The following is a 16,590-nucleotide window of genomic DNA, read 5'->3' on the forward strand; positions in this document are numbered from 1 at the left end:
ATCTTATGCAAGTTGAACAATTAAGTTGCAATATCGGTGCAGAATTGTTGGGGGTCAATCTGGCAGATGCCATTGACGATGATGGGCTATTTACTGAAATTCGTCAGAATTTGTTAAAGCATCGGGTTTTATTTTTAAGAGATCAAAACCTAAGCCGAGCTGAACATGTAGCATTTGCTGAGCGCTTTGGACAACTAGAAAGCCATCCTGCTGTTGGAAGTCATCCAGAGCATCCTGGGCTGGTACAAATTTATAAAAGCCCAGAGAGCCCAATTGATCGTTATGAAAATGCTTGGCATAGCGATGCAAGCTGGCGCAAAGTTCCGCCAATGGGTTGTGTACTACGTTGTATTGAATGTCCGACAGTGGGTGGAGATACCATGTGGACCAATATGGTGATGGCCTATGAAAATCTACCCGTAGAAATCAAAACAAAAATTGCAAATTTACGCGCCTATCACAGTATTGAAGCCAGTTTTGGCGCAATGATGCCGATTGAAAAACGTTTGGCATTAAAAGAACAGTTCCCCGATGCAGAACATCCTGTGGTACGTACGCATCCTGAAACGGGTGAGAAGATTCTTTATGTCAACGCCTTTACCACTCATTTTAGTAATTACCATACCAAAGAACACGTCCGTTTTGGACAAGATGCCAACCCCGGTGCAACCGATTTACTGCGTTATTTAATTACCCAAGCCTATATTCCTGAGTACCAAGTTCGTTGGAGTTGGAAGCCGAATAGTATCGCAATTTGGGACAACCGTAGTACACAACATTATGCCGTAATGGACTATCCACCATGTCATCGAAAAATGGAACGTGCGGGCATTATTGGCGATGCAACTTACTAAGCTGAGCAGTTAAAGATTTTATTCAAACCCTATTTTAAAAATACATATGGAGATGTTTATGCAATTTTTTGATGACTCATTACACCCTGAAAACATGGACAAAGTGGTGATTACGGTAGCACCTTATGGGCCTGAATGGATGCCTGAGGATTTTCCTGAAGATATCCCGGTGACCATGCAAGAACAAATTCAAAAAGCGGTAGAGTGCTATGAAGCAGGTGCTTCAGTCCTCCATCTGCATGTTCGAGAACTAGATGGGAAAGGTTCGAAACGTCTGTCTAAGTTTAATGAACTCATTGCCGGTGTGCGTGAAGCGGTGCCTGATATGATCATTCAGGTAGGTGGATCAATTTCTTTTGCTCCAGAAAGTGAAGGTGAAGCTGCAATTTGGTTAAGCGATGATACGCGTCATATGCTGGCTGAGTTAATGCCAAAACCAGACCAAGTAACCGTGGCGATCAATACCACTCAAATGAATATTATGGAGTTGCTCTATCCTGAATATTTAGAAGGCACTTCTTTGGCACATCCAGCAATTCAGGCAGCTTATGCAGAAATGACAGTACCTGCAGGTCCAGCTTGGGTTGCAGAGCATTTAAAGCGTTTAACTGAAAATGGCATTCAACCGCATTTCCAATTAACTGGGATGCATGGTTTAGAAACGCTGGAACGTATGGTGCGTAAAGGGCTGTATAAAGGTCCGTTGAATCTAACCTGGATTGGAATTGGTGGTGGTTTTGATGGGCCAAATCCTTTTAACTTCTTTAACTTTATTCATCGCGTACCTGATGGTTGTACTTTAACTTCAGAGTCTTTACTTAAAAATGTTTTGCCGTTTAACACCATGTCAATGGCGATGGGCTTACATGCACGCGTCGGAAATGAAGACACCATTATTGATCATCAAGGTCAGCGTTTTTCTTCAGTACAGCAGATTCAACAGACCGTGCGTATTGCCCATGAATTAGGTCGTGAAGTTGCATCAGGTAAAGAAGCACGTGAAATTTATCGTATTGGCGTGCAATACGACACGATTGAAGAAACTTTGTTGGAAAATGGTATGGCGCCCAATCGTAAAGCAGGTCAAAAGGGTGTTCCACAGCGTAAATAATGATTTGAGCCAAAAGGATTTTTGATTCAAACAGTGAGAAAAAGATGATTACGTTACTGTGAAGTCGCGTAGTCATCAAAAATGAATGAGAAATTATAAAAACACAAGGAGAACGTATGGATGCGCATCAATATTCAAGTCCTGCGGACGGTGTAGATACTTCGGTTGGCATTCCACGTAAATATGCATGGTTGGTTTTTGCACTGACATTTGGTTTGTTGATTTCTGACTATATGTCACGGCAAGTCTTAAATGCAGTATTCCCACTGATCAAAAGTGAATGGGCTTTGACAGACAGCCAACTTGGATTATTAAGTGGAATTGTGGCCTTGATGGTGGGTTTATTAACCTTACCTTTGTCGATCTTGGCAGATCGTTTTGGCAAAGTAAAAAGCTTAACTTTGATGGCCGTGTTATGGAGTATGGCAACCTTAGGCTGTGCAATTGCTGAAAGTTATCAACATATGTTTATTGCCCGATTTATGGTGGGTGTTGGCGAAGCTGCCTATGGCAGTGTCGGGATTGCTGTTGTTGTATCGGTTTTTCCTCGTGATATGCGTGCAACTTTAGCAAGTGCTTTTATGGCAGGTGGTGTGTTTGGCTCATTCTTAGGCATGGCTTTAGGCGGTGTAATGGCTGAACATTTTGGCTGGCGTTGGGCATTTGGTGGAATGGCAGTCTTTGGGCTGATTCTGGCATTTTTATATCCTATTGTGGTTAAAGAAAACAAGATAGGAACCGTTCAAGGCAAAATTAAGACCCAACAGAAACAGGAGAAGTCGAGAAGTCCTTTACGATCAATTTATTCAAGTCGGTCTGTGATCGCCACTTATATTGGCAGTGGCTTGCAATTGTTTGTGGGTGGCACGGTCATCGTTTGGCTTCCCAGTTATCTCAATCGATATTACGGATTGGGGACAGATAAAGCGGGGCTGGTCGCGGCAATGGTTGTACTCAGTAGTGCAGTTGGCACGATTTTATGTGGGATGTTATGTGATCGTTTAGGACGAGATCGACCAGACCGAAAAGTCAGTTTAGCGATTGCATTTTGTTTGATCTGTTGTGTGTTGTTATCCATTGCTTTTGCCATGTCTGTCGGAAATGCTCAATTGATCATGATTTGTATTGGGATGTTTATCGCATTGGGTACCAATGGACCATCCAGCGCAATGGTTGCCAACCTAACACATCATTCTGTACATAGCACAGCATTTGCAACATTAACTTTGGCAAATAATTTTCTCGGCTTGGCTTTAGGACCTTTAGTAATTGGAAAGCTATCTGACGTGATTGGTTTACACCATGCTTTTCAATTGATGCCTCTGATGAGCATTGTGGCTGCTGCCGTATTCTTCTATGCAAAACGCCATTATGCCCATGATATTAAAAAATTTAATGCACAAGCAGCACGACAAGGTCAAACAGTACAAGCACAGTCATGCAATATGGGTAATCAGTAATGACGCGTAAAATGAATATTGAAGTTTTTTTTGATTTTATCTGTCCTTGGTGTTTGATTGGAAAACGTCATTTACAGACTGCGATTCAAAAATTAAAACAAAGTGATCCAGATGTTGAGGTCAATATCCAGTGGCGTGGTGTACAGCTTTTACCCCATATTCCACTGGTGGGTGTTCCTTTTGATGCCTTTTATTTACAACGATTAGGCAGTTCAACAGCCGTTCGAATGCGTCAAACTCAAGTTCGTCAAGCCGCGAAAGCGGTCAATGTCGATATTGATTTTGATCGGATTCGTCGTATGCCAAACACAGCTATGGCACATCATTTTTTTGCAAATATTTCAAAAGTATATCATTCAAATCAAAGTGAGCGATTTTTAGATGCGCTATTCACAGCCTATTTTCATCATTCGGAAAATATAGGCGAGTTAGCAACATTGCAGAAAATAGCCATGTATTGCGGTTTTGCGGATGAGGTGGTTGAAGGTATTTTAGCAAAACCATTCGTTCCTTTTATCTCAGCAGATACAGGGGGTAAAGGGGTACCATATTTTGTTTTTGATGGAAGTTTTGCAATGGCAGGAGCGCAACCTGCAAGTGCACTTTATCAAGCAATGCTGGAAACGCTTCAAACACAAGGACAAATGGTATGAGCTTGCGTTTTCAAGTTCCTCAAGAAAAAATCCCAACTTTAGGCAATCGATCCTTTTTGATGATCGGTGACCGATCTCTAATTTTATTTAATATTGCTGAACAATTTTATGCGATTAATGACAGTTGCCCGCATCAGGGTGCCTCATTACTCAATGGGAAATTAGAAGGCAGGGTAATTCAATGTTGTGCACATGGTTTACGTTTTGACTTGGCAAATGGTTATTTACTCAATTCAACACAGCTACAAGTTCAATCATACCCAGTAGAAGTGATTGGCGAAAATGTTTTTATTGGTTTGGATTGTGGAGTAGCGCTAGATGAGTAAATTAGATTCTATGGCTTGGCAGCCACGGCTAAGTGCGCTTATGCCTGGATTTATTGTCAGTACTGTGGTTGCCGCTGCGGCCTGTTTTTTATCTGAGCATTATGGTGCACCAGTGATGTTATTCGCTTTGTTGCTTGGGATGGGCGTGAACTTTCTTGCAACAGAAGGAAAGTGTAAAGCGGGTATCGAATTTACTGCGCGAGAAGTATTGCGTTTTGGGATCGCCTTACTCGGAATGCGAATTACCCTTGAGCAAATGACTGCGCTAGGTTGGCAGCCCATTGTTTTGGTCATTTCATTGGTCGTCATTACCATTCTTGCTTCAGTCATCGCAGCAAAAGTGCTCGGGTTTAATAAATTTTTCGGTATGCTGACTGGTGGTGCGACAGCGATCTGTGGAGCTTCCGCAGCATTGGCTTTGTCTGCAGCATTACCCAGTCATCCACAAAAAGAAAAAGCAACCTTATTCACCGTCATTGGAGTATCTGCACTTTCAACTTTAGCAATGATTGTTTATCCCATGATTGCGCGATGGTTGGAATTGACACCACAACATGCAGGGATTTTTTTAGGTGCAACCATCCATGATGTCGCCCAAGTGGTGGGGGCAGGTTATAGCATGTCTACAGAAACAGGCGATACGGCAACAGTGGTGAAATTGATGCGAGTTGCCATGCTTCTACCTGTGATCATCTGTGCAGCCATGATTACCCGTATGCAAGGCGTACCCTCTACGGGCAAAAGACCGCCATTATTGCCTTGGTTTGCAGTAGGATTTTTAATTCTTGCCTGTATAAATAGTACTGGATGGGTACCTACAGTTGTTCAAACTGGAATGAATGAATTATCTCGTTGGTGTCTGATTATTTCGATTAGTGCGCTAGGGATGAAAACACAATTAAAAGAGTTAGCAACGGTGGGTATTAAACCGATCCTGCTGATGATTGGAGAAAGCGTTTTTCTGGTATTGTTGGTACTCAGCCTGATGCATTGGTTATTTTAGTCGAGCTTTGATTTAACAAAAGTTTTGCAAGGTACAACGTTAAAGTTGATTTACGCAAAACTTTTGTTTTAAGTGGCTTTTCTTATTATTGTTTTGATGTTAATACCAAGTTAGTCGTACCTTGATTGAATTTATATCGTATTTTCATCAATGATCTCAGCCTTATTGTGGGTACGCCAAGCATTGGGTGTTATACCAAATTGACCGATAAACCATCGTGTAAAAGAGCTTGGCATAGAGTAACCAAGAATATCTGAAACTTGAGCCAGTGAATAATTGATATTTCTTAAATAGCGAAATACCAAATTTCTGCGGACATCATTCATTAATTCACTAAAATTTGTATGTGTAGCTTCTAGACGCCGTTGCAGCGTTCTGACATTGACTTCATGGGTCTGCGCGACTTGATCAATTGTGGCACGTCCCATCGGTAAAAGCAGATAGATACTTTTACGGATATCAAAAATAAGTGATGATTCATTGTCTTTTTGTAAGATGTCGATATCGAGATAGCGCTGTGCATGGTTTGCCATTGCTGTATTTGCTTGAGGATTGATTTTATCAAGCTCTGATGATGAGCAGACAATACCATTAAACTCGCTACCAAATTCAAGTGAACTTCCAAAAACACGTTGATGCACTGTTAAGTCTTTTGGTGAATCGTGGGTAAAATGAATACTTAATGGGTGCCATTTTTGAGCTAATAATGCAGCACAAAAACGATGGGTAATCCCCAAAGCCAATTCAATCGCTTGACGACTATACTTTGCTGAAGCAGAAATCACTTCTACCCGAATAATCACGGTTTTTCCAACTTCTTCTATATATATTTCAAGCGCGTTATTGATGATATTTCGGTATCTTACAATTGTTTTTAAGGCATCACGTAACGTCTGTTGATAGCTTAATAATAGGCTTAGCTCACCAAAATCAGCAATTTGACGTTGTTCGGCCATATGTAGACCAAACACTTCACAACCACTGATTTGAGCAGATTGCTCTAATAGTGTCATGACTTTGTCGACGGAAATACGTTGTTTTGAATCATTTAATTGAGCAGAATAAATTCCAGCATCAGATAATAAATGGTATGGATTAAGGTCTAATTGTCGGCTTACATCCAGATAATTCTTAAGTACCGCTGTATGTGCAAGAGGAACCAATTTACACTCTCCTTGTCTTTTCATTAACAGTCCTGGTCAATACACCACTGTTTGAAGACTGTACAAATACGCATTTATAAAAAGTTTTTGCGTATGTGTAATCTCAATAATTTTATCAAAATTTTTTAAAAAGCATCTCAATTCATTACACATTGAGATGATTGAAATAGAGTATCAAATTTGTTTAACAAAGAGGAGTGTTTTAAAAGGACTGCACTTTATTGAGTAAAGAACAGCCTTTTAAAACGTATTAATGTGCGACACAACTTAGGGATATTGTTTACACATTAATTCTTTTAGATGGGGCATTGCGACTCATATCGGATTGAAGATATTTAGTACACAATATTTTTAAAATTAAATGGTCGGTAGATATAGGGCTACAATCAATCCATTTAATTAAAAACGATAGCCTACCCCAAGATATGTGACCAAAGGATCTAAATCAATTTTTGTCGTGGACTTGATCAATTGGGTACCTGTCGATGTATCTGTGACAGTCACAGTTGCTACATTATTAAAGTTTGGCATATAACTTAAAGATCCAGTGGTAAACCAACGATCGGTTAAATCAAAGGTAAATCCTGCTGTGAGTACTGGTGCAAAGGCATCACTGGTTTTAACTTTAACTTTTGGTGTCGCTGTTGAACTGCCTTGACCACCGTGCAATGCTTCACCCGCTCGATCATTGAGGATATTATCAATCATATAACCTGCTTGAATAAGGTCTTGTTCTACACCGCCATTGAGCTTTAACTTATTAAAATGACCATATACAACACCCGCGCCAACAAAAGGTCGGAACTTATTTTGTCCTGAAGTGCCAAAATGATATTTGACTGTTGCTGCAGGCGTCCATGCAGTTACTTCTGCAACTTTGCCATGTGCATCAAGATCGGTAATTAAGGTATCTTTTAGCAGTTTTAAACCATTTAAATAGGTCGGTGGTGTGCCTTTTCCGGGAGTATTGGCAGTGGAGAGTGCCGAAGCTCTAATTTCTCCAACGCCATCAATATCAATTTTTGGTGGGATACCACCGACTAATTCAAGAGATACATGATCATTTACAAAGTAGCTTAGAGTTAAACCCAATGTATCGGTATCCGCGACTTCCATTCCACCTTGAGCGGTATAATCAGAAATACCTGTGATATCCGATCTGGCTCCGGTGGTTAGACTTGCTGGAACTTTATAATTGGGGTCTGCTTTACCATTTTTGATAAAAGTATTTAATAAAAGCCCACCCATTCCCTTAATTTCAGATGCATTGGTTTCGTAGTTGGCAATATCACTTCCCCATAATGATGATCCAACGCCATAGCTGCCACCTTCTACAACACTGGTTGTTACATGTGTTGAATTGGCTTTGCCTTGAGGCATGACATGCATCCAGCCTGCACTGACAGCCCAGCGTTTAGAGGTTGTAGAATCCGCATAACATAAATGAGTTGTTAATAGACAGGCCAATGGCACAGCTATTCTACAAATTTGATTCATTTTAATTTCCTTGTAGTTCACTTTTTTATGGTTTCAGCGGATCCTTTCTGAAACACGGCCCCATTATTAAAGTTGGCATTGGTTAAAGCAATCTCACTGATTTCATCAATAATATTCAAAACTTTAATGAAAAAATCAGTTAATCTAAAAATAAAACAATTAAATCAATCTCTTATAACTTTATAAGTCCATGCTCGAATGCTTTATTAGAGCTGTCATTTGTCATCAAATGAAAAGCAGTTGTCATCAAATGTACATCACCAAGATCAACTAAACCGTATTGTGAATAAGCAATTTATAGAATTCATCTTCATTCATTCACTCAAAATTAAAGGTAGATCAATGGAAAAAATACAGACAAAGGCAACCGTTTTAATTGTTCCTGGTTTACGTGACCATGTTGCTGAACATTGGCAAACCTTATTGGAGCAAAGGCTGGTCAAGGTACGATCTGTCCCTGCATTAGAAACAGACAAACTCAACTGCATAAAAAGAGTTAAAGCGATTCAAACGCAACTTGAAGAAATTGATGGTGCTGTGATTTTAGTTGCACATAGCGCAGGGGTATTAATGACCGTTCACTGGGCAGCTCTGTATCAACACAATATTCAAGGGGCTTTGTTGGTTACACCACCCGATTTATCAGCCAAATGGCCTGAAAACTATCCAAGTTCGGCAACGCTAAAACGGCAAGGATGGGATCCTTTACCTAACAATATTTTGCCTTTTCCGAGCATTGTTGTTGCAAGTACCAACGATCATTTAGCCAGTTACCAGGCCGTTAGGACTATGGCAAAAATATGGGGCAGCCAATTGGTGAGTTTAGGTGAAGTGGGGCATCTTAATCCTGCCGCTGGATATGGGTATTGGGCACAAGCTGAACAATTTATTCAACAATTAGACCAAGTGGATGATTCGATATGTATCGCTTAGTGCTTAGAACTTTATAGCGGAATTTATTTAGAGGTGACTTGGTTCAATTTACACGCCGTTTTAAGACAGGATTGCTCATTGGTTAGCAGGATTCATAACAGATTAAACAATTAGAAAGTCATGCATATTTCAAAATAGTCAATATGGCTATTTATGGAGTTAAATCGAATTAAATCATATCGATATGGAGATCGAATGATGCAAAATGTGATATGTGGCAATAACGCGAAACGCACGATTATTTTCACTCAAAAGCTGGGTGTCTGTTTAGTGCTGTGCTTAAGTATTTCAAAAGTGTCTGCAAAAAGTGTTGAGATCAATGAGGATTGGAAATTTGAAACCAGTACGATGCTCAGCCTAGGTGCGAATTGGAGTACTCAAGATGCTTCAAATCAGTTGGTGTATAAACCGGATGCAAATCATATCGGAAAGGACGGTTTAAGCGTTGACGTGAATGGTGACGATGGGCATGTGAACTTTAGTCAAAACGATAACATTTCCCAAATTATAAAAGGGTTGACTGAGTTTCGTTTGAAAGGACAACAACAGGGTGCAGTACTCAGCACTAAATATTGGTATGACCATGCTTATGAAACTGGTCGTGGAGATTTAAAAGCCTTTGATGATTCTGCGTGGCCTAGATTAGCCAAATTTAAGGGCATTGATCTTTGGGATGCCTATATCTGGAAAAATTTTGCTTTAGAAAATGGTCAAAATGCCAATCTAAAATTAGGCAAACATACCTTAAATTGGGGGAAATCGCAGTTTTTCCAAAATGGTATAAATTCAGTCAGTGCCTTAGATTATGCTGCAATTAATCGGCCGGGAGGAGAGGCAAAAGAGCGAATAATTCCTGTCGAAATGTTTTCATTTGAGGCTGGAATAACGCCAAATCTTAAACTGGACGGTTTTTATCAGTTTAAGTTTAGACCTTCTGTTGTGGATGGCTGTGGGACGTTTTTTGCAATTTCGGACTTTGTTCCAGAAAATTGTGGACCCATTATTTTGACCGTTACACCAGGGGATAAGTTGTCTGAAAGTGCTTTAGATGCACAGACTTATATTCCACGTGCAGAAAGTCGATATGCCAAGAATAGTGGGCAATATGGTTTTGCTTTAAAGCAAACTTTACCTCGTTGGAATAATGCTGAACTTGGCGCATATTTTGCGAACTATCACAGTCGCAATGCTAATTTTGATGGTACAGCGGTAACTGAACCAGGGTCTGCATATTTTAATACTGCTCGTTTTTTTTCAATTTATCCAGAAAATATTAAAATGTATGGATTAAGTCTAGCAGCAAAAGTGGGGACAACCTCTGTTTTTAGCGAGTTAATGCACAAACCCAATCAACCCTTGCAATTAAATGGAACAGATATTGTCTATGCACAAGTTTTAGATAAGGATACGCCTCTTACACCACCTGGAGTTGCGGCTGAATTTGGGCAATATTTGCAAGGTTATGTAAGAACACCTGTAACCCAATTTTCACTGGGTGCGAGTGATCGTTTAAACAATATATTGGGTGCAAACGTATTGAATTGGGCGGCAGAGTTTGCAGTGAATCATATTGCAGATATTGGTAATCATCGTTTTGGACGGGTCGGTGCATTTGGACGGAGTGAGCTTTCATCTGGTGCTTATAATCCTGAAACAGGTGAATATAAATGTACGCCTTATGGGACCGCACATCTTGCAAATGATGTGATTGATCGTATGAATGAGCGCTTTTGTAATCGGGATGGTTTTTTTACGCAATGGTCATATGGCTATCGTTTACGAGGAGCTTTAAATTATCAAGATATTTTACCTGCGACCGTCATCACACCAAGTGTAATCTTTCGCCATGATATAGCAGGATTTAGCCAAAATTTTCAAGAAGGTCAAATGAGTATTGCAGCCACTATTTCAGTGAGTTATCAGCAAAAGTATACAGCTGAACTTGCGTATACCAATTTTTTTGGTTCGAATGATTTTAGTACCCTCGATGACCGAGATTTTGCTTCGTTGGTATTAAAAGCTAATTTTTAACATTGAGAAATTGGATGCCATGTTTATTGGAAGGTTTGGCATCCAACATAAAGCGCATCTTGTTAATAATAAATATTTAATTCATTTATACAGAAAATGCTTATACAGCTTTGGCAAAAAACTGACTTTTCTGTTGTTTATGACGTTAAATTATTCAATCTTATCGATATGGATGCTGTTAGATCCTCTAGGAATATTGATCGTGACAGGTTTTGTAATCATTATAAGAGTGAGCATATCCCTCTCAATATTTACTCATATTCGCCAAGGGAAGTGATCAGAATAAATGTTCAATTACTTTGTAATTAACAAGCTCATCAGAAATAAAAAATATCGACTTGATAGGGAGCGGTATATAAAGCATTTGCCAAAAAACCAAAAATTGAGCCTATACAGAAGATAGAATAAGGTTAAAACTTAGGATCAATATGGCTTGTTAAATTGATCTAAAAACCAACCTATTGTGTGGTGGTAAATTACATGAAATATGTATTAAATTATAAAAATTAGCACACGATTATGAATTTGTTTTTGAAAAATAATATAAATTTAAATATTTATTTTTTAAAGTTTTTTTATGAAAATTGTGTATTTAATTGCAATAAAAACACGTGCAGAAAATTGCAAAGTGGAATAATTAATGATAAATAGTAGACACAATATTGCAGAACAGAGGTTTTCCACAGGTATATTAAATTATAAAATTTAAATATATCAATGTTGGATATATATTAAGAATGAAAATTTATGAAATGGTGTTTCATAAAGGCATAGAAGAAAGCACACATTTTTTTTATAGTGAAAATAGCTATGCTTCACGCCAGCATTTTATCGAATTAATACGTTTAGATATTGACGCTGAATTGAGTAATTTTAAGATGACATGTCTAAGTGATGATCAATATGATTTAAAAGCATTGTTTGAAGAAGTTCATAAAGAAAGCCATTTGCATGTAGATAAAATGGAAGCTGAATTTATTCGTGATGCAATCGCTACATTTGACCAATGCATTTGTTTAAGAGTTAAAGAGCGAGATGTTCTTAAACCGAGTGGAAACACCTTTCATATTTAGTCGTCATCCAAATTGTATACAGAGATTCACGATTTTCGGTCGGCATGTTAAAGTGTCATAACGTATCCCATTCTTCACCCCAGAACGAATGGGATTTTTTTATTTTTGATGAATGGATAAAATAACCGCTAAGTGTTAACTTTTATTGATTAAATCATATTCTTAATAAAGTCCTCGTCACTAATTTACAGCCTCATCATCGTGATTAATCTACCAATACAAAGCCATTGTGAGCAATGATTGTAAAAGACTAATTTGAGGTGCTTAATCATGGTCATGGTTACTTTGTTATCACTAGTTTATTTAAAATTGGAGTTTTGGAATTAATCATCATATCTTAGATCAATTGAATGAAATGAGATGTAAAAAATTTGAAGGTAATAATTAAATATAAAAGGCGATTCTTAAATTTTTTAGGTAAAATTTAAAATATAGATAAGCCGATAAAGCATTTTTAAAAATAAGTTTATCTTTGTCATATTGAGTTTGGTTTAATATATAAAAATAAAATTTTATCAAGTAAAGTTTTGAAATATAGGGTTTAATTTTGTTTTTATGAGGCTTGATCAAGATAAAATACGATATTGCCTAAGCGAAATTTTAAGTCCTTAGATTGGCATATTTAGCTTGGTGTTATTTAAAAGAAAATTAAGTTAATTTCACTTTTACTTTGTCAAATTATCAAGTGAAATGTATTTTTTGGTGTTTTAAATATAATAATAATTTAATTCCACAATTCCAATAAAATTTTAAATAAATACAAATAGTTGAGCTTGTTTTGTGCTGCTTATTAGTTGATTTATTGAACACTTATTCATCACATGTGATTATGTAAATACTTTCACACTTCTTGTGTAAAAGTTTACGAATAATACAAATCATGGGAATTAATATGAATATTTTTACAAAACTAACACTAACTGCATTGTTGAGCACGGCTTATATCGCGACTGCACAAGCAGCTGTTACTGGTCAAGTTGATGTCAAGCTGAATGTTTCGACAGGTTGTACTGTTGAAGGTTCTACTGTTACTGGAAATATGAACCAATTTGGTACATTAGATTTCGGTAAAACTTCTGGTACTTGGACTAACGTTTTGACTGGTCAAGTTGCTTCTACAGCGACAGGTGGTCATCTCGCTGTAGAATGTGATGGTGCAAACCCTGTTGACTTTACGGTTGCAATTGATGGCGGTCAACGCGCTGATCGTAGTCTTAAACATACAACTGCTGCCGACCTAGTAAACTATAACGTTTACCGTGATGCAGCACGTACCAATCCATATGTGATTAATACAGCTCAGCCTTTCACTGCTGCAGCAGGTGTAGCTCAAGAAGTTCCAATTTTTGGTGCAATTGCTGCGAACACTGGCACTGCAAAAGCACAGGGTGATTATACAGACACTTTATTGGTGACTGTTAATTTCTAATNAGAAGTTCCAATTTTTGGTGCAATTGCTGCGAACACTGGCACTGCAAAAGCACAGGGTGATTATACAGACACTTTATTGGTGACTGTTAATTTCTAATCAGTATACGTAACAGTAAACAGGTTTGTTGTTGAACAAGCCTGTTTTAGGGAGGAACGTATGCACCTGTTACTTAAACAATGCGTCGGATTGCTACTTTGTAGCATTGTTTCATCGCTCACCAGTGCTGGGCAATTGGCCGCTAAGTTAAATGTTCAACTTGAATTAGAGCCATCCTGCAAGATCAACAATGNTACTTTGTAGCATTGTTTCATCGCTCACCAGTGCTGGGCAATTGGCCGCTAAGTTAAATGTTCAACTTGAATTAGAGCCATCCTGCAAGATCAACAATGAGACCGTGAATAACGGAACCAATGGCTTGAATTTCGGGCAGCTAGACTTTGGAGAAACCACAGCTGCATTTAATCAGGTGATAGAGACCAGTTTAAGTCAGGGTTCTACATCAGGTTTGACCATTCAATGCCCTGGCAATGCTCCAATAAAAGTTACCTTTGGTGCGGGGCAACATGACAGTAAGGTACCAGCACCTTTTGGTGCAAATTATTTTCGTGCGATCAGTAATGGCACAGATTTCCTTGCCTACAACATCTTATATGGAACTGCTCGCGAAGCGTTAAGGCCTAATCAAATCATTACTTTGACCAATAATGGTCAGCCGCAAACGCTTAATCTCATGGGGCAAACTGTTAATAATGGTCGGTCAGTCTCACTTGGACAATATACCGACACTATTCCAATTACCATTGAATTTTAAAGAACAAAATCATGAAAAAAATAGGTTTAAGTGTTCTGCTGATNGGTCAGTCTCACTTGGACAATATACCGACACTATTCCAATTACCATTGAATTTTAAAGAACAAAATCATGAAAAAAATAGGTTTAAGTGTTCTGCTGATTTCGATTGTTCAAAGTGGGTTTGCTGTTGATCCTGTAACTTCGGCAAGTTTTAAAGTGCAGGCGACCATTGAAAATGGGTGCAAACTCAGCAATGTCGAACAGTTACTTGATTTTGGTCGTCATCCTGTTGTGGCGCAGGGGCAGTTAAAAGNTTTTAAAGTGCAGGCGACCATTGAAAATGGGTGCAAACTCAGCAATGTCGAACAGTTACTTGATTTTGGTCGTCATCCTGTTGTGGCGCAGGGGCAGTTAAAAGGATCCGTCATCAATACTGCGCAAAGCTGGAATATCCAATGTACTGCACGGCTACCGGTAAAGGTGATGTTGAATGGTGGTGATCACTTTTCAAATAACTTTCGGCGGATGAAACATGCCCAGCAGAATGAGTTTGTACCTTATCAGCTTTATCAGGACAGTAGTTTGCAAGGTGAATATGCCAGTGGGAGTACTTACTCACTGACACCAACCACTACTTTGAACACCGTACTGGGTTTTGCAGTTTATGCTGTTGCAGACTTGAATAATAACAATCAACCACGATCAGCTGGCCTGTATAAAGATACGGTCGCAATTACGATTACATGGTGATTCTATGAGCTTAAATAAAATGAAAATATGGTCGGGCAGGACTTTCTCTGCGGCCGCGATATTGATGGTCACTTCACCGGTATTTGCACAGGCCACATTTTTAATCTGGCCAATTTATCCAAAAATTGAAGAAAAAGAGAAAGCCACTGCGGTCTGGCTACAAAATACCGGTAACTCTGATGCCATGGTACAGATTCGGGTATTTAAATGGGATCAGAATCATCAGCAAGATGCTTATGCGAAAAACCCTTTGGCTAAACCGATATTAAGCTGGTGGGTCAAGAATAATGAACAGGGCAAACCTGAACTTTATATTAAAAATACTGGTTCAAAATTTTCACGACTTTCGGGAATTAAATTAACCCCGACTTCAGAGCAAATGGCTTTTGGCAAAACCGCCTTTGGTTATGTGTTGGCAAACAGCACCATGAAGTTTGATCTAGACAACAAACTACTCAACAGCCTGAGTGGTCAAACCAGTTTGTACGGGGTTGACAGTTCAGGGGTGAAGCAGGAATTGGTTGAGATTAAAAAAGAAGGAGGGGGGTAAATGGGTTATTTATCAGGGTTACACACCCCTTCTTTTTTATGCAAAAGCCTGACATTGATATTGGTTGCGAATATTCCATTGCTGAGCTGTAACGTGTATGCAAATGGTTTACCCCCGCCACCACGAGATGTTTCAGAAGTGAATAGCTTATTTAAGCTCTATCTGGACTTGGTGATCAATCAATATTCGACGCGACAAGTAATCCCCGTCATTGTCAAAGGTGATCATTACTTTATCCAGCAATCGAAACTGGATGAGTTACAGATTAAGCTGCCTGCGGATGCACTTCAGCAACAGTCAGAAAAAAACCTGACTGACCTAGATGTATTTACTTTAGGGTTTTCTGGGAAGGCCTTAGATTGGGTCAGCCTCAATCAGATTCCCGAATTGAAGTATGAATACAATTCAGCGCAACAGTATTTTAGTCTAGATCTTCCTGCCAGCTGGATGCCGGTGCAGATACGCGGCTTGGATTCTTGGTATCAACCTGAAACAGCGCAGTCGGGTATTGGTTTATTAAATAACTATGACTTTTATACCTACCGCCCAGAGAATGGTGGCTATAGCAGTACRCTSTTTACAGAACAACGSTTTTTCTCCCCTTATGGGGTACTGAGAAATTCAGGGGTTTATAGYAAAACTGATTTTAAATCTGATGGGATTGGAAACGACTCAAATCAAGATAATGATGGCTACCGCCGCTATGACACCACTTGGCAATATGATGACCCAGTCCGGGTAGTTTCATTTTTAGCSGGYGATGTAATTACGGGAAGTAAAAACGCTTGGGGAAGTTCAGTGCGTTTAGGTGGATTRCAGTTACAGCGTAATTTTGGTACGCGTCCAGATTTGATTACCTATCCTTTACCYCAGTTTAAAGGACAAGCGGCYTTACCGAGCACCGTGGACTTATTGATTAACGGACAGAAAGCCAATTCAACCGATGTACAATCTGGCCCTT

At 39.0% G+C, this 16,590-nt stretch carries 15 protein-coding genes and 1 pseudogene; 14 read left to right on the forward strand and 2 right to left on the reverse strand.

Going from position 1 to position 16,590, the window contains the following annotated elements:
• Positions 1-5: 5 nt before the first annotated feature.
• The 6 genes from ASC84_RS08990 to ASC84_RS09015 all read left to right on the forward strand — a co-directional run bounded on the left by ASC84_RS08990 (position 6) and on the right by ASC84_RS09015 (position 5,407).
• Positions 6-854, forward strand: coding sequence for a TauD/TfdA family dioxygenase (locus ASC84_RS08990; protein ID WP_034611521.1), 849 nt, complete (start codon positions 6-8; stop codon positions 852-854).
• A 58-nt stretch (positions 855-912) separates the two neighbouring features.
• Positions 913-1,965 (forward strand): 3-keto-5-aminohexanoate cleavage protein, encoded by a 1,053-nt coding sequence (locus ASC84_RS08995; RefSeq protein WP_004724790.1) that lies wholly within the window; start codon positions 913-915, stop codon positions 1,963-1,965.
• Positions 1,966-2,081: 116 nt separating this feature from the next.
• On the forward strand, positions 2,082-3,425 hold the full coding sequence (locus ASC84_RS09000; protein WP_056513861.1) for an MFS transporter: 1,344 nt from the start codon (positions 2,082-2,084) through the stop codon (positions 3,423-3,425).
• Positions 3,425-4,078: a DsbA family oxidoreductase gene (locus tag ASC84_RS09005; protein WP_056513864.1), complete on the forward strand. Its 654-nt coding sequence runs from the start codon at positions 3,425-3,427 to the stop codon at positions 4,076-4,078. Before ASC84_RS09000 ends, ASC84_RS09005 begins: the two co-directional genes overlap by 1 nt.
• Entirely contained in the window at positions 4,075-4,404 is a 330-nt protein-coding gene (locus ASC84_RS09010; RefSeq protein ID WP_056513865.1) for a Rieske 2Fe-2S domain-containing protein, read from the forward strand. Before ASC84_RS09005 ends, ASC84_RS09010 begins: the two co-directional genes overlap by 4 nt.
• Positions 4,397-5,407, forward strand: coding sequence for a YeiH family protein (locus tag ASC84_RS09015; RefSeq protein WP_056513868.1), 1,011 nt, complete (start codon positions 4,397-4,399; stop codon positions 5,405-5,407). Before ASC84_RS09010 ends, ASC84_RS09015 begins: the two co-directional genes overlap by 8 nt.
• A 131-nt stretch (positions 5,408-5,538) precedes the next feature.
• On the opposite strand, the gene ASC84_RS09020 is transcribed toward ASC84_RS09015, so the two are convergent.
• Together ASC84_RS09020 and ASC84_RS09025 are read right to left on the reverse strand one after the other, a co-directional pair.
• The gene (locus ASC84_RS09020; protein WP_056513895.1) at positions 5,539-6,570 is read right to left on the reverse strand and encodes an AraC family transcriptional regulator; all 1,032 of its coding nucleotides are present in this window, start codon (positions 6,568-6,570) and stop codon (positions 5,539-5,541) included.
• Between the two features lie 399 nt (positions 6,571-6,969).
• Positions 6,970-8,067 (reverse strand): OmpW family protein, encoded by a 1,098-nt coding sequence (locus ASC84_RS09025; RefSeq protein WP_056513871.1) that lies wholly within the window; start codon positions 8,065-8,067, stop codon positions 6,970-6,972.
• Positions 8,068-8,409: 342 nt separating this feature from the next.
• On the opposite strand from ASC84_RS09025, the gene ASC84_RS09030 reads away from it, so the two are divergent.
• The 8 genes and pseudogenes from ASC84_RS09030 to ASC84_RS09065 form a co-directional block, all read left to right on the forward strand.
• Complete coding sequence (locus tag ASC84_RS09030) at positions 8,410-9,000, forward strand: alpha/beta hydrolase (RefSeq protein ID WP_056513874.1); 591 nt, start codon at positions 8,410-8,412, stop codon at positions 8,998-9,000.
• A 195-nt stretch (positions 9,001-9,195) separates the two neighbouring features.
• Positions 9,196-11,031: a DUF1302 domain-containing protein gene (locus ASC84_RS09035; protein ID WP_056513876.1), complete on the forward strand. Its 1,836-nt coding sequence runs from the start codon at positions 9,196-9,198 to the stop codon at positions 11,029-11,031.
• Between the two features lie 737 nt (positions 11,032-11,768).
• Positions 11,769-12,104, forward strand: a complete 336-nt coding sequence (locus ASC84_RS09040; RefSeq protein WP_056513879.1) for a hypothetical protein — start codon at positions 11,769-11,771, stop codon at positions 12,102-12,104.
• A gap of 892 nt (positions 12,105-12,996) precedes the next feature.
• Positions 12,997-13,533: a spore coat protein U domain-containing protein gene (locus ASC84_RS09045; RefSeq protein WP_004724771.1), complete on the forward strand. Its 537-nt coding sequence runs from the start codon at positions 12,997-12,999 to the stop codon at positions 13,531-13,533.
• A gap of 334 nt (positions 13,534-13,867) precedes the next feature.
• Positions 13,868-14,347 carry a spore coat protein U domain-containing protein gene (locus ASC84_RS09050; protein WP_227515123.1) on the forward strand — a complete coding sequence of 160 codons (480 nt, stop codon included), beginning with the start codon at positions 13,868-13,870 and terminating at the stop codon, positions 14,345-14,347.
• A gap of 303 nt (positions 14,348-14,650) precedes the next feature.
• Positions 14,651-15,079: a spore coat U domain-containing protein gene (locus ASC84_RS09055; protein WP_227515124.1), complete on the forward strand. Its 429-nt coding sequence runs from the start codon at positions 14,651-14,653 to the stop codon at positions 15,077-15,079.
• Positions 15,080-15,098: 19 nt separating this feature from the next.
• Complete coding sequence (locus tag ASC84_RS09060) at positions 15,099-15,629, forward strand: molecular chaperone (RefSeq protein ID WP_056513898.1); 531 nt, start codon at positions 15,099-15,101, stop codon at positions 15,627-15,629.
• Positions 15,630-16,590 (forward strand): annotated as a pseudogene (locus ASC84_RS09065) (fimbrial biogenesis outer membrane usher protein); the annotation flags it as partial.

Origin of the sequence: Acinetobacter sp. Root1280 (genome assembly GCF_001425285.1) — a bacterium.
Lineage (GTDB): Bacteria > Pseudomonadota > Gammaproteobacteria > Pseudomonadales > Moraxellaceae > Acinetobacter > Acinetobacter guillouiae.